The organism is Paenibacillus sp. MCAF9, assembly GCF_052114265.1.
GTDB lineage: Bacteria > Bacillota > Bacilli > Paenibacillales > Paenibacillaceae > Pristimantibacillus.
Genome location: NZ_JBFREL010000009.1, coordinates 45,200 through 59,732, shown reverse-complemented (window position 1 = coordinate 59,732; position 14,533 = coordinate 45,200). Strand labels below are relative to the sequence as shown.

Sequence of the window (14,533 nt, the reverse complement as noted above, 5' to 3'; positions counted from 1 at the left end):
TTGGCATCCCGCTTTTACAACCTTATATGAATCATAAGTTACGAGCTTGTCCAGATGGCATCAGACCGGAAGACTTTCCTTTTCTTCTTTAAAGGTAAAGTTTCTTGCAGCATATAAGAATGGTGTCGAACAAAGGGATACGATAAATTTGATGACATAAGTCGATAAGAAAATAGAGAGCCAAAGCTTGCTGCTATAGCCTGGTGCGCCTGCAAAAGCAATGGTGCAAAATATGAATGTATCGACTAGCTGACTTACCATAGTACTCCCATTATTACGAATCCAGAGCTGATTAGGAGCCGGACATAAACGTTTTAAAGTGGAGTAAATTTTGACGTCCAAAAATTGGCTCACAAAATATGCGCATAAGCTTGCTAGTGCAATTCTTGGCATTAGTCCGAATAACGTTTCCATAGCACCTTGAACCTGCAGAGGAAATTCTTCATTTAACGGATTAAAAAGAAGCGCCATCTGCATAATAATGGTCGAAGTAATAAGCGTGAAGAATCCGAACCAAACGGCTCTTTTGGCCGCTTTTTCGCCATACTTTTCATTAAGAAGATCTGACGCCAAGTAGATAGTTCCGTACATCGTATTGCCAAGCGTTATAGCAATAATCATGCCGAAGGCATGGATATCGATTGTTTTGACGACTTGAATGTTGGCTAACACGGTAGCCATTCCTATCCAAGCGTAAATGCCTACCCGGCCAAAAAAACGATACGAAAGAAGAAATAACGAAAAATGCACGAGCATGAAGATCGCGCCAAACCATAAATTAAACATGTTTCTTGTTACCTCCTAGTTTTGATAACGCGGGAGTTTTCGAACCGCGAATTGCTTGACTAATAAGACTTCTGAGTTGTTTTTCTGCCTTTGTCATTATAAACGCTTCTTAGGAGCGGAGCAATAACTTTTGATTGTTGTTTCATTTAGGCGGCAGAAGATGGTAAAATGGATGTTACGTTTTAAAACATGGTATGCCAAAGACTTGGTTAACCTTACTAATAGTTAAGGAGTGGTAAAGTGACTAATTCTAACGAACAATTGGAACAAGAGCAGCAGCGTGTCATTGACGTGACGGATCTCATCCGCACTCGGATAGAACAATTCAACAATCAGCTTGGCGGCATACGCGAGGATATCGTTGATTTCCGACGTAATTTTTGGGATGATGTAACACTAAATTTTGAGGATGCGGCGGAATCAGCAGAGTCGCATGCCAGCATGAAGCAGCAAGCAGAGGTACTCTCAGAGCGTGAAAGAAGCCATCGCCATGCTGAGGAACAGCTAAAAACACTTTATAAGCTTGAGCATTCTCCATACTTCGGTCGAATTGATCTCCAGGAGGAGGGGCAGTTCAAATCAGAGCCGATTTATTTAGGTGTAGGCTCCTTGCTGGATGAAAGCGGATATGAGTACCTTATCTATGACTGGCGGGCTCCCGTGTCGAGTCTTTATTACGATTATGGCCCGGGTCCTGTGCAGTACGAAACACCAAGCGGATCGATTAAGGGCGAAATGTCGCTTAAGCGTCAATTTATTATACGTGATGCTGAAATTCGCAGTATGTTCGACACAGGTGTCACAATCGGGGATGAGCTGCTTCAGGAAGTGTTAGGCAAGCAGTCTGATGCCCAAATGAAAAGCATTGTAGCTACGATTCAGCGCGAGCAAAATCGCATCATTCGCAACGAGCGCGCAAGGCTTCTTATCGTTCAAGGAGCTGCGGGCAGCGGAAAAACGTCAGCCGCGCTTCAACGAGTGGCCTATTTGCTTTATCGGTATCGCGGCTGGTTAAATGCGAACCAAATCGTTTTATTCTCACCAAACCCAATGTTTAACAGTTATGTGGCGACCGTATTGCCTGAACTTGGCGAGCAAAATATGCAGCAAACGACCTATCAGCAATATCTCGAGCACAGGCTAGGACAAACGTTTGCCCTGGAGGACCCATTCTCACAAATGGAATATACGCTCGCAGCGGTTAATGAACAAGGCTATGATGCGAGAATAGCTGGAATTACTTATAAATCAAGCAATTCGTTCATGCATTTGATTGATCATTATGCTGCCGAGCTTGGTCAAGAGGGGCTAGCTTTTAAAGCAATTACGTTTATGGGACGAAAATTGATTTCTGCAGCAGCAATCTCGGAGCAGTTTTACAGTTTGGAGCGCTCGTCTTCCATTGGAAACCGGATACGCCTTACGGCGGAATGGATTCTGAAAGAGCTGACGAGGTTAAGCCGTGAAGAACGGGATCAGGACTGGGTTCAGGAACAGATCGAGCTTCTGGATCAAGAGGCGTATGCGAAGGCGTTTGAAGATCTGGAACGGAAAAAACATTTTGCAGGAAACACATTTGACGATTTTGACGCCGAACGTGATTATTTAGCCGCGATGGTTGTGCAGAAAAAATTCAAGAAGCTGCGCAGACGAGTGAAGCAATTATTGTTTTTGGATGTGCCGGGGATTTATAAGAGACTATTCGAGGATAATGCGAATATATTGGATCGATTTAAAAACAGCGATCATCAAGTACCTGAAAAATGGAATGAAATTAGTGAGCAAACGATTGCAAAGCTCAATCAGAAAGAGATTTATTATGAGGATGCTACTCCATATTTATATTTAAAAGAAAAGCTTGAAGGATTTCAAACGAATACATTGGTTAAACATTTATTTATTGATGAAGCGCAGGACTATTCACCTTTTCAGTACCACTATTTAAAACGTATTTTTCCAAACTGCAAAATGACCGTGTTGGGTGATCTCAATCAGTCCATATTTGCTCACGCTGTAACAGGTAATGGTTTTGAGCCGTTATCTGAGCTCTATAGCGAGGAGGAGACGGAGCAGATCATTTTAACAAGAAGCTATCGCTCGACGAAGCCGATTGTGTCATTCACCAGCCGAATGATTGAAGGCGGTGATCAGATAGAGGCCTTCAACCGAGATGGCGCTGAACCAACAATCACTAAAGCAGATAGCGAAATGCAGCTCATAGAGGTAATGCAGGAGAGAATGAATCAGCTGCTGCTGGGCGGTTATCAATCGATTGCGGTCATATGTAAAACGGCGGAAGAAAGCAAACGCATGCATGCGTCTTTGCAGCCATACTTTCCAAAGCTCCGCCTTGTAGAAAAGGAAACCGTTACGTTTGAAAAAGGAATTATTGTGATTCCTACTTATTTAGCCAAAGGCGTCGAGTTTGATGCAGTTGTCATTAGCAATGCTAGCTATGAGATCTATTCACGTGAAAGCGAAAGAAAGCTGTTCTACACGGCGTGTACGAGAGCGATGCATGAGCTCCATATTTTCCATACTGGTGAGCTCACGCCGTTCATCAGTTAACCTTATTTTCTAATCTCTGACCAAATTTCATGAACATCCACTTGAAGCTCCGAAGCTATCAGCTCTGCTGTAAGTCTTTGGGGCTTCAATATTTTCCCGTTGCGGAGCTTGGAAATGGTTTGAATGGAAATACCGGTTGATGAGGATAGATAACCGACGGTTATATCTCTTTTGGCCATCCATATGCGCAGTTTCATCGAAGCTTCGATACAATCATCGATAGGACGCAGATCCCAGATGACGAATGCAAACTCAAGTACGTCGCCAAATCCGTCAATAATGGGTGTAAACGAAACGGACAACTCAAACTCGATTCCGCTTAGCTTGCTTGTCTTAATCGTAAGACTGCGCTCTTTTTTTTGCAGGTGAGCCTCTTGTATTATTTTTAAAATTTTACCATGATCCGTTTCCGCAATAAATTGCAGCAGCGTTTCGTCCTGCATTTGCTGGTTAGGCTCAATTTGAAAGGGAGCAAGCCTGTCTCTTAGAAAACGCACATGATGATGTCTATCAATAATTCCGCTGATCAACACTTTATTTCTTTCTGCTTGCTGTTCAATCCAATTGTATGGTGATAGATCTTCGAATATAATGAAGGCATAAAGGAGTTTATTATCAATGCTCCTTGGCAAAGGCTGCAGGTCAATGCGTACAGAAATTTTTCGTTTCGATTTGGTGTAAATAATAACTTCGCTTCTCATCACTTGCCTTGAAATGTTGATCTTGTATTTATGAAGCAAATAGCTGCTTTTTTTGGATTGCAGCTCTTTTAGCGTATAACCGCATAATCTAAGGAAAGCTTGGTTCGCATCCTCTATGCGCACCTCTATTTCATTTTGACTCATTAGCAGCATAGGCTGATTCATGATCTGAAAGATATGATGGTAAACCGACAATACGAAACACTCCTCTTAAACCCATTCCACGACCCTATAATCAAATAAAAGTATAAAATAGTCGTTCTAAACAAACAAGTCAATGAATTTGGCATTTCGTATTATGTTTCAAAAGTGTTTCATAAGTTTAATTAATTAAACTTGATCGCTGAAACGATACCTTTATGGTGCAAATAGTCATAAGTTGAATCTAAATCAACTGTAACACTCCGCCAGCAGGCTTTATTCTCATTCCGTTTCCCGATAATATGAAAGCAGACAGCCTCAAGTGGAAAAAATGAGCAGAAGGCTAACACACAGGGGAGACAGAATATGAACCATTGCATCATAGAAAACTGTACGAAGCCGATCAAAGCCAAAGATTTATGTGCAATGCACCATCAACGTTTGCTGCGTCACGGTGATCCTTCCATTGTAAGACCGCGCAGAGTGAAACAAGTTACCAATTGCAAATGGATTAAATGTACTCAACTCTCAAAAACGAAAGGTTTTTGTGCTAAACATTATTACATACAGCGAACGCTGAGTCCTGAAAAAGATTGATGTTACGTAATCTGACACGGATTAATTATTATTGTCGAAATCTATGAAAACGACTGTGTTTTTTTTCAAAACCATGTATAATGTGGATAAAGTGATTCGTGTTTAGATGATTAAAGTACTTGTAATTAATCATCCAACAGGGGGTGAAAGCAAGAATGGTTCAAACGGCACCTATCGGATTATCCATGAAGGATCTCTATTTATTCAACGAAGGAAGTTCATACCACAGTTACCGTTTTATGGGTGCCCACCGTGTTGAAATGGATGGTAAAAAAGGTGTTCGATTTACGGTTTGGGCACCAAACGCAGCTGAGGTTCGGGTTATTGGCAAATTCAACAAATGGATTGGCAATCGTCATGCAATGGCAAGGATCGGAACGACTGGCGTCTACAGCTTGTTTGTCCCTGGCATTGGTGAAGGCGAATTATACAAGTATGAGATTGTAACCATAGAAGGCAAAACCATTAGAAAAGCTGATCCGTACGCTTTTTTTGCAGAGCGTCGGCCTGGAACGGCATCCATTGTATCGCATTTAGACGGCTACAAATGGGATGATGCAAAATGGCAGGAGAAAAAGCGCGAGCTTCCTCCATACACGAATCCGCTGCTCATTTATGAGGTGCATGCAGGTTCGTGGAAAATTAAAGGCAAAGAGGATTATTACACGTACGAGGAATTAGCAGATGACTTGATCCCGTATACAGCTGAAATGGGTTATACGCATATCGAGCTTATGCCGCTGTCTGAGCATCCTCTAGATCAATCTTGGGGCTATCAGATTACGGGCTTTTATGCAGCGACGAGTCGTTACGGATCTCCGAAGCAGCTGATGCGATTTGTAGACAAATGCCACCAGCATGGACTCGGTGTTATTTTGGATTGGGTTCCCGGACATTTCTGCAAAGATGATCATGGGCTGCGTCTCTTTGATGGAACACCTATTTTTGAAGGGGCAGATGCCAATCGAGCGGAGAAGCCGCTCTGGGGGACGCTTGCCTTCGATTTCGAGAAAAAAGAAGTCGTCAGCTTTCTTATTTCAAATGCCATCTACTGGATGGACTTATTTCACATTGATGGGTTGCGTGTTGATGCTGTCGCCAGCATGATCAATTTACACATGGACAAACCGCCGGAAATGCATACTTACAACTATCTGGGCGGCCCAGACAACCTAGATGCTCTCCGCTTCCTTAAGAAGCTTAATGAAACTGTGTTTCATTATTACCCCGATACCTTGATGCTCGCAGAAGATTCTTCCGCATGGCCCGCTGTTACATCACCTACCTACAAAGGCGGCCTCGGATTTAATTTTAAATGGAATATGGGCTGGATGAACGATATGCTGCGTTATATGGCACTGGATCCGGCTGAACGTTCGCATCATCACCATCTCATTACATTCTCACTCCTTTATGCTTTTTCGGAAAACTATGTATTGCCTCTATCGCACGATGAAGTTGTCCACGGCAAACGTTCTCTGCTAAACAAAATGCCTGGAAGCTACGAAGAGAAATTCGCACAATTACGTTTGTTCTACGGCTATTGGATTACGCATCCTGGTAAGAAGCTGTTGTTTATGGGCAGTGAATGGGGGCAGTTCGATGAATGGAAGGACGCCGACATGCTGGATTGGATGCTGCTCGAATATGATATGCATCGCAGCATGCACCATTATGTGAAAGCTCTTAATCATATCTATACTGATCAGCCTTCATTATGGGAGAGAGACAGCCAGGCGGATTGCTTCGAATGGATTGATGTTCATAATGCAGCACAATCCGTCATATCCTTTATCCGCCGCGGAAATACTGATTTCTCCGTTGTTATTGCTAATTTTTCTAGAAACGATTATAAACAGTTCCGTATTGGTGTTCCAGAGCCAGGTTTCTACAGCTCTTTAATAAATAGCAATGAGAAGCCATTTGGCGGAACGGTAACACAGGCACAACAAGGCTACACTAGTGAAAACGTCGCTTGGCACGGTCACAATCAAAGCATTACGCTTCACTTACCCCCCCTGACATTCCAGATCTTCAGCTTAGATCCGGGGAACACAATTTGAGAGGGAGTTGGTGTCCATGGGCCGAAAAGAAATGATCGCTATGCTGCTTGCAGGAGGCGAAGGGAAAAGGCTGGGCGTGCTGACAAAGGATTTAGCTAAGCCTGCAGTCTATTTTGGCGGCAAATACAGAATAATTGATTTTACGTTAAGCAATTGCGCACACTCGGGAATTGACACTGTGGGCGTACTGACGCAATATCAACCGCTGGAGCTCAATCGTTATCTTGGCATTGGCAGTCCATGGGGACTTGACCGCCGCGATGGCGGCATGACCATTTTGCCGCCATTTATGAAACAAAAAGGCGGCGTATGGTATAAAGGCACGGCAAATGCAATTTATCAAAATATGTCCTTTATTGAACCTTACAATCCTGAGTATGTACTTATCATTTCAGGAGACCACATTTACAAAATGGATTATGATTTAATGCTCCAGCATCATAAGCGTTCAGGAGCAGACGTGACGATTGCCGGGATTGAGGTAGATTGGAAAGAAGCAAGCCGTTTTGGTGTTATGCACATCGATGATGAGGATCGAATTACGGCTTTTGAGGAAAAACCGAAAAACCCGACTAGCAACATCGCTTCCATGGGCGTTTACATTTTTACATGGTCCGAGCTCCAAAAGTATTTGATATATGACGAAGCAAGCCGCAGCTCCAGCCACGATTTTGGCAAGGATCTTATTCCAGCCATGATGAGAGACGGAAAACGGCTGCATTCTTATCCGTTCAAGGGCTATTGGAAAGATGTTGGTACAATCGAGAGTCTTTGGGAAGCGAATATGGATTTACTCGCCGATGAGCCTCCGCTTGAGCTTGCCGATGCCGATTGGCGCATTTATTCGGTAAATCCAAATCAGCCAGCACAACATATTGGCGCAAGTGCACAGATATCTTCTTCTTTAATAACAGAAGGGTGCATGATTGAAGGGGTTGTTGATCGCTCGGTATTGTTCTACGGCGTCAAAGCAGCCAAAAACACAGTCATTACGGAATCAGTCGTCATGCCTAATGTAAGAATAGGCGAAGGCGCACGCATTTATAGAGCGATTATTGGCGAAGGAGCCGTCATTCAAGCGGGTGTAACGATTGGAAGCCCAGATGATGATGCCATTACCGTTATTGCAGTGGATCAATATGTAACGAACGAACATTTGCTGCAGGAGGTGGAGCACTCATGAAGCATAAAGTCATGGGCGTCATCAATTTAATTCATGAAACTGATGAGCTGGAGCATTTAACACAAAGCCGCTGCCTTGCTACTGTCCCCTTTGGCGCGAGATATCGTTTGATTGATTTTGTACTGTCGAGCATGGTTAACTCCGGAATCTCCAAGGTTGCCGTTTTTGCGCATACGAAATACCGCTCACTTATGGATCATTTGGGTTCAGGAAAGCATTGGGATTTGCAGCATCGTCAAAGCGGATTATTTGTGCTCCCGCCAGCAACTGACGACATTCAGGAAATTAGCCGTGGAGATTTGTACCATTTCTATCAACAGCGTGATTATTTTAATCGGTCATCACTCGACTATGTTGTCATTACACGCAGCCACATGGTTTGCAATATCGATTTCGAGAAGGTTATCGATTTTCATTTGGAGCGGGAAGCTGACATCACCGTTGTGTGCAAGCAGCAGGCTGATATATTAATGGGCAAAGCTCGTAAAGTGAAGTTGAATGACGAAGGCAGAATCACTGCCATTCAAGATCACTATGGCCGGATGTCTAGTGACATCAATTCTATGGAAATGTACGTTATGCGCAAAGAGCTGCTGATGGAACTAGTAGAGACCTCGCTTGCTCAAGGCCAGGATCATCTGGTTCGCCACGCGATATTCTCTAGATTGAATCAGCTTAATGTATATGGGTATATGTATGAGGGATATTTGGGTGTAGTTAATACGCTTAGCAGCTATTATCGCAATAATATGAATTTATTAGATCCGGATGTTTGGAAGGAACTATTTTATCAGCCGGGTTCTATATTTACGAAGGTTAAGGATGAGCCGCCTGCCCGGTATTTGGGTAATTCCAAAGTTACGAATTCGTTAATTGCAAACGGCTGCCGTATTGAAGGTACCGTAGTGAACAGCATTATTTTCCGCGGCGTACATGTACAGAAGGGCGCTATCGTAAGCAATAGCATCGTTATGCAAAATGGCGTTATCGGAGAAAATAGCTTTTTACAGCACAGTATTTTGGATAAAGACGTTCGCGTTGAAGCGGATCGTGATATTAGGGGAGCGGCAAGCTCGCCATTCTTAGCAGGAAAACGGAAAATTATTTAATATAAGCAATCGTTACGCTCATCCTATTCAAGCTTTTATTTGCCGCGAAAAAATGCAATTTACCACGATCGGAAAATAAAATCAGATTCCAGTTGGGTTCATGCATTGCTGATGCGGCGTCCATGAGAAAGGAGAATCCTATGAACATTTTGTTCGCAACCTCAGAAGCTGTACCGCTTGCGAAGACTGGCGGTCTCGCCGACGTTGCAGGGGCGCTCCCCAAGGCGCTGAATAAGCGGGGCGTTGATACCAGAGTTGTATTGCCGAAGTATGCACAAATTCCTGCTGCACTTACCTTGCAGTTTGAGCTTGTCACTCATTTTAACGTGTCGTTTGGCTGGCGCAATCAATATTGCGGTTTGCTTAGAGCGGAGTTTGACGGCATTACTTATTATTTAATCGATAACGAGTTTTATTTTAAAAGAGATGGGCTTTATGGTTACGGGGATGATGCGGAAAGGTTTGTATTCTTCTGCTTTGCTGTGATGGAAGCGGTACGGTATATGGAATTCCATCCGGATATCGTTCATTGCCACGATTGGCAAACGGGACTCATTCCGTTTCTCCTAAAGACAAGATATTATTATGATCCGGCTTGGGCGTATACCAAATCCGTATTTACGATTCACAACTTAAAATATCAAGGTTTATTTGGAATTGATCTCCTGAAGGATTTGCTTGGAGCCGGTGATGATATGTTTCTGGAGGACAGCTTGGAATTTCATGGAGCAGGCAGCTGTATGAAAGGCGGCCTCGTGTATGCCGACAAGCTGACGACTGTGAGCGGTACGTATGCTCAAGAAATTCAAACCGATTATTTCGGCGAGAGGCTAGATTCTTTGCTCAGGTATCGTTCAGGCGATTTAATCGGGATTGTGAATGGCATTGATGATGAGCTGTTTGATCCGATGAATGACGAAGCTATTGCCATTCCTTTCCGAAATGCCTTGAATCGCAAAAGAAAAAACAAAGTGGAGCTCCAGCGTGAGCTAGGGCTCACGCAGTCCGAAGATATACCGCTTATCGGAATCGTTTCAAGATTGGTGGAGCAAAAGGGCTTTGATTTAATCACGGCAACATTTGAAGAACTGCTCCAAGAAGATGTGCAATTTGTAATATTAGGTGCGGGTGATTGGCAATATGAGCAATTTTTCAATGATGCCGCTTCTCGTCATCCGGGTAAGGTTGCTGTATGGATCGGTTATGATGATAGACTAGCGCGCCGAATTTATGCAGGCTCGGACATGTTCGCCATGCCTTCGCAATTCGAGCCATGCGGCTTGAGTCAACTTCTTGCGCTGCGCTATCGTTCCGTCCCGATTGTCCGTGAGACAGGAGGACTAAAGGACACGGTACAAGCCTATAACGAATATACTGGCGAAGGTAACGGCTTCAGCTTTACGAATTACAATGCGCACGACTATATGAATACCGTGCGCAGAGCGCTGGCTCTTTATCGTAATCAGGAAGTCTGGAAGCAAATCGTGAGTAATGGCAGCAACGAGGATTACAGCTGGAATCGGTCTGCCAAAGCCTATATATCCGTTTACTCACAACTTTTAGCGCATCGAAAGGAGAACGAAGAATCATGGCCCGTCATCTTGTAATCGGCAACGGTAAGATGCTCCTTAATTTGGATCAACATTGTTTTATTCGGGATATTTATTATCCATTCGTTGGGCAGTTAAATCACGTAGGCGGACAATATTGCCGCTTAGGCGTATGGGTAGAAGGTGCCTTTAGCTGGCTGGATGAGCCGGGATGGAAGTTTGATCTAGATTATATTGAGGATTCTTTGGTTACGAATATTACGGCTAAGCACGATGGTTTAGGCATCGAGCTTTATATGAACGACGGGATTCATCAGCGGGAATGCATTTATATCAAACGGGTAGTCATTCGTAATAAAACGAATGATACAAAAGAAGTACGCTTGTTTTTCCATCAGGACTTGATGATCGACGGGACAGAGGTTGGAGATACCGCTGTTTATTATCCTGAAAATCACACGCTGTATCACTACAAACGCAATAATTACTTTATGTTCAACGGTTTCTCAGATGAAGGCGGCATGACGCAGTATTCTACAGGAATCAAGAGGTTCCAGTCCGCTGAAGGAACATGGCGTGACGCGGAGGACGGCGTGCTTATGGGCAATTCGATTGCCCAGGGTTCCGTTGACAGCACGATCAGCTTCCGAACAGTCGTCGCTCCAAACAGCGAAAAAACCATTTATTATTGGATGTCAATCGGCCAAAATCTTGAGGAAGTCAAAGAGCTGAACCAGTATGTTCAGGAGAATCATCCGGAGAAGCTGCTTAGCCGGATGGTTATTTACTGGAAGCACTGGCTTCGCCGAGCAGAATCAGACCTTGGTGATCTGCCGCATGATGTGGTGAAGATGTTCAAACAAAGCTTGCTTCTCGTAAGAACACAGGTGGATGAGAGAGGCGCTATATTAGCTGCCAATGATACGGATATACTGCAATACAATCGAGACCATTACAGCTATATGTGGCCGCGTGACGGCGCTCTTATTGCAGATGCGATGTCTATGGCAGGGTATCAGAGTGTAATAGCTCCTTTTTTCCATTTTTGCGCACAGGCATTGTCGCCTGAAGGGTATTTGTATCACAAATACAATCCAGATGGAACAGTAGGCTCAAGCTGGCATCCGTATATCGTGCAGGGCAGCAGAAGATTGCCTATTCAAGAGGATGAAACCGCACTCGTGTTATTCGCATTGTGGAAGGATTACTCGCGGAATCAAGTGATTGAGCTGCCGCAGTCCTTATATAGCAACCTGATTCGCAAGGCTGCTACTTTTTTGACCTCGTACATGGAGCCTTCCTTGTCACTGCCGAAACCGAGCTATGACTTGTGGGAGGAGCGCTACGGCATCTGGACGTATACCGCCGCATCTGTATATGGCGGTTTAATGGCTGCATCGTTTTTCACGGATCTATTTGGCGATTATGAGCGCAGCGATCTTTACAAAAGCACAGCAGAAACAATTAAACATGGAATTGTAACTAATTTGTGGGATGAAGAAACCGGCCGATTCGCCAGAGGACTTATTCAGAAGGATAATCGCTGGGTGAAGGATATGACGCTCGAGAGCAGCTTGTTTGGCGTTCTGGAATTTGGCGTGCTTCCTGTTGATGATTATCGTGTCGTGCAGACGATGCATGCCATTAAGGAAGGGCTGCAGGTCAAAACCCATATCGGAGGCATTGCCCGTTACACGAACGATTATTATTTCCAGCAAACAGGTGAAATTGACAAGGTTCCAGGAAACCCTTGGATTATTTGTACACTATGGGTAGCTAACTTTGAGATTGATTCCGCCAAAACGCTTCAAGAGCTGGAAAGCCCGCGCAGTACGCTGCAATGGGTATCTGATCATGCACTGCAAAGCGGATTGCTGCCGGAGCAGCTTAATCCTTACGACGGAACGCCGCTATCAGTAGCGCCGCTAACTTGGTCGCATGCAACCGTCGTACACAGCGTGAGCAAATATGCAGAGAAATATAAACATCTTCGTCTGGAAGCGGAGGCTAACGGTTTACTTTAAAGTTTTCATAACTGGAAGCGAAATGAAAAGAAGAACCTGAGTGCTGTAATCTCGCATTCAGGTTCTTTTTTGTTCTATTTTTACGAAAGAGAATCGCTGAATAAAACAAGTATTACTTCTCAATCTATCGATTAATTGCAGTTCATTCGTATAGAAACGGGTTGAATAATTGCTGTAATAACGATATTGTAGCAATTACAGGGTAAACGATTATTAAGCCAGATGTTGTTTTGGCAATTGTATGCGGAGGTACAAGGATGAGTACAAAATATGTTATCGGTGTTGATATAGGAACGACAAGCACGAAGGCAGTACTCTTTACGGCCAAAGGTGTCATAGTCGCAAGCCATGGTATTGAATATCCGCTGCATTCTCCTTCGCCAGCTATTGCGGAGCAGGACCCGGATGAAATTTTTAATGCTGTGTTAGGCACTATTGGTCAAGCTGTTGCGAAAAGCAACGTGCAGCAAGAAGATATTTTATGTGTTTCATTCAGTTCGGCAATGCATAGCGTGATCGCTGTGGATCAACAAGGGACGCCAATATCAAGATGCATAACTTGGGCAGACAATCGGAGTATCGAGTGGACGAATAAAATTAAAAATGAATGGAATGGCCATGAAATCTATTTGCGGACTGGCACTCCCATTCATCCGATGTCTCCGTTATCCAAGCTTACCTGGCTGCGTCATGATCATAAGGAGTTATTCGATCGTACATACAAATTTATTTCGATAAAAGAGTACGTTTTCTTCAAGCTGTTCGGACGTTATGTCATCGATTATTCGATTGCATCAGCAACAGGCCTGTTCCATTTGAACAATTTGCAATGGGATGAGGAAGCGCTTCGTGTTGCTGGCGTTACGGCAGATCGGCTTTCGGAGCTTGTGCCGACGACGTATAAGCTGGAGGGGTTGGAAGAGCAGTTTGCGAAGCTGATGAATTTGCAGCCAAACACACCATTTATAGTAGGCGCTAGTGATGGCGTACTCTCCAATTTGGGTGTTAATGCGATTAAGCCTGGCGTAGTTGCCGTTACAATCGGTACGAGCGGTGCTATACGAGCGGTAACGGACAAGCCTGTAACTGATCCGAAGGGCCGTATTTTTTGCTATGCTTTAACTGAGAAGCACTGGGTTATCGGTGGACCAGTGAATAACGGGGGAATGATTTTTCGCTGGGTTCGCGATCAGATCGGTACGGAAGAAGTTATTACAGCTAAAGAAAGAGGTATCGATCCCTATGAGCTGCTGACGGAGCTCGCTGCGAAGGTGAAACCGGGTTCTGAGGGTCTTATATTCCATCCTTATTTGTCAGGCGAACGCGCTCCGCTTTGGGATGCGAATGCGCGTGGTTCATATTTTGGACTGGGACTGCATCATAAGAAAGAGCATTTAGTTCGCGCAGCGTTAGAAGGAGTCATTTATAATTTATATAGCGTACTCATGGCACTTGAAGAATTAACGGGTAAGCCTACTCAAATTCAAGCAACAGGAGGGTTTGCGAGGTCAGAGCTATGGCGCCAGATGATGGCTGATATATTTGATCAAGAATTGCATGTGCCTGAGAGTATTGAAAGCTCTTGTCTTGGCGCGGTTATTCTGGGGTTATACAGCTTGGGCGAGGTGGATTCACTGGACGTCGTTGCAGATATGGTAGGAGGTTCGCATTTTCATTTGCCCAATAAACAAAATGCCGAAATTTATGCCGAGCTCATGCGGATCTACATCCGAGTTTCTCGTTTATTAACCGAGGAATACGCAAATATTGCAGCTTTTCAACAAAAATATGTTTAATTCATATCGCCAAAA

9 protein-coding genes are annotated in these 14,533 nt (G+C 44.0%); 7 read left to right on the top strand and 2 right to left on the bottom strand.

Annotated features, from left to right (window positions below; all coding sequences use genetic code 11):
• Positions 1 to 60 precede the first annotated feature (60 nt).
• Positions 61 to 786: a queuosine precursor transporter gene (locus AB4Z45_RS16710; protein ID WP_441910430.1), complete on the bottom strand. Its 726-nt coding sequence runs from the start codon at positions 784 to 786 to the stop codon at positions 61 to 63.
• 240 nt (positions 787 to 1,026) lie between these two features.
• On the opposite strand from AB4Z45_RS16710, the gene helD reads away from it, so the two are divergent.
• A complete protein-coding gene (gene helD / locus AB4Z45_RS16705; protein WP_441910429.1) occupies positions 1,027 to 3,354 on the top strand; it encodes an RNA polymerase recycling motor HelD in 2,328 nt (775 codons plus the stop codon).
• A gap of 2 nt (positions 3,355 to 3,356) precedes the next feature.
• Here the strand turns inward: helD and AB4Z45_RS16700 are convergent, their stop codons facing one another.
• Positions 3,357 to 4,250 (bottom strand): PAS domain-containing protein, encoded by an 894-nt coding sequence (locus AB4Z45_RS16700; RefSeq protein ID WP_441910428.1) that lies wholly within the window; start codon positions 4,248 to 4,250, stop codon positions 3,357 to 3,359.
• Positions 4,251 to 4,948: 698 nt separating this feature from the next.
• Between AB4Z45_RS16700 and glgB the strand changes: the two genes are divergently transcribed.
• The 6 genes from glgB (at position 4,949) to gntK (ending at position 14,518) form a co-directional block, all read left to right on the top strand.
• Positions 4,949 to 6,856, top strand: coding sequence for a 1,4-alpha-glucan branching protein GlgB (gene glgB, locus AB4Z45_RS16695; RefSeq protein WP_441910427.1), 1,908 nt, complete (start codon positions 4,949 to 4,951; stop codon positions 6,854 to 6,856).
• Between the two features lie 16 nt (positions 6,857 to 6,872).
• Positions 6,873 to 8,039, top strand: a complete 1,167-nt coding sequence (locus AB4Z45_RS16690) for a glucose-1-phosphate adenylyltransferase (RefSeq protein WP_441910426.1) — start codon at positions 6,873 to 6,875, stop codon at positions 8,037 to 8,039.
• Positions 8,036 to 9,148: a glucose-1-phosphate adenylyltransferase subunit GlgD gene (glgD, locus tag AB4Z45_RS16685; RefSeq protein WP_076266918.1), complete on the top strand. Its 1,113-nt coding sequence runs from the start codon at positions 8,036 to 8,038 to the stop codon at positions 9,146 to 9,148. Before AB4Z45_RS16690 ends, glgD begins: the two co-directional genes overlap by 4 nt.
• A 140-nt stretch (positions 9,149 to 9,288) precedes the next feature.
• The gene (gene glgA / locus AB4Z45_RS16680) at positions 9,289 to 10,755 is read left to right on the top strand and encodes a glycogen synthase GlgA (RefSeq protein ID WP_441910425.1); all 1,467 of its coding nucleotides are present in this window, start codon (positions 9,289 to 9,291) and stop codon (positions 10,753 to 10,755) included.
• A complete protein-coding gene (locus tag AB4Z45_RS16675) occupies positions 10,737 to 12,722 on the top strand; it encodes a glycoside hydrolase family 15 protein (protein WP_441910424.1) in 1,986 nt (661 codons plus the stop codon). Before glgA ends, AB4Z45_RS16675 begins: the two co-directional genes overlap by 19 nt.
• Before the next feature lie 257 nt (positions 12,723 to 12,979).
• A complete protein-coding gene (gene gntK / locus AB4Z45_RS16670) occupies positions 12,980 to 14,518 on the top strand; it encodes a gluconokinase (RefSeq protein WP_441910423.1) in 1,539 nt (512 codons plus the stop codon).
• Positions 14,519 to 14,533: the final 15 nt, after the last annotated feature.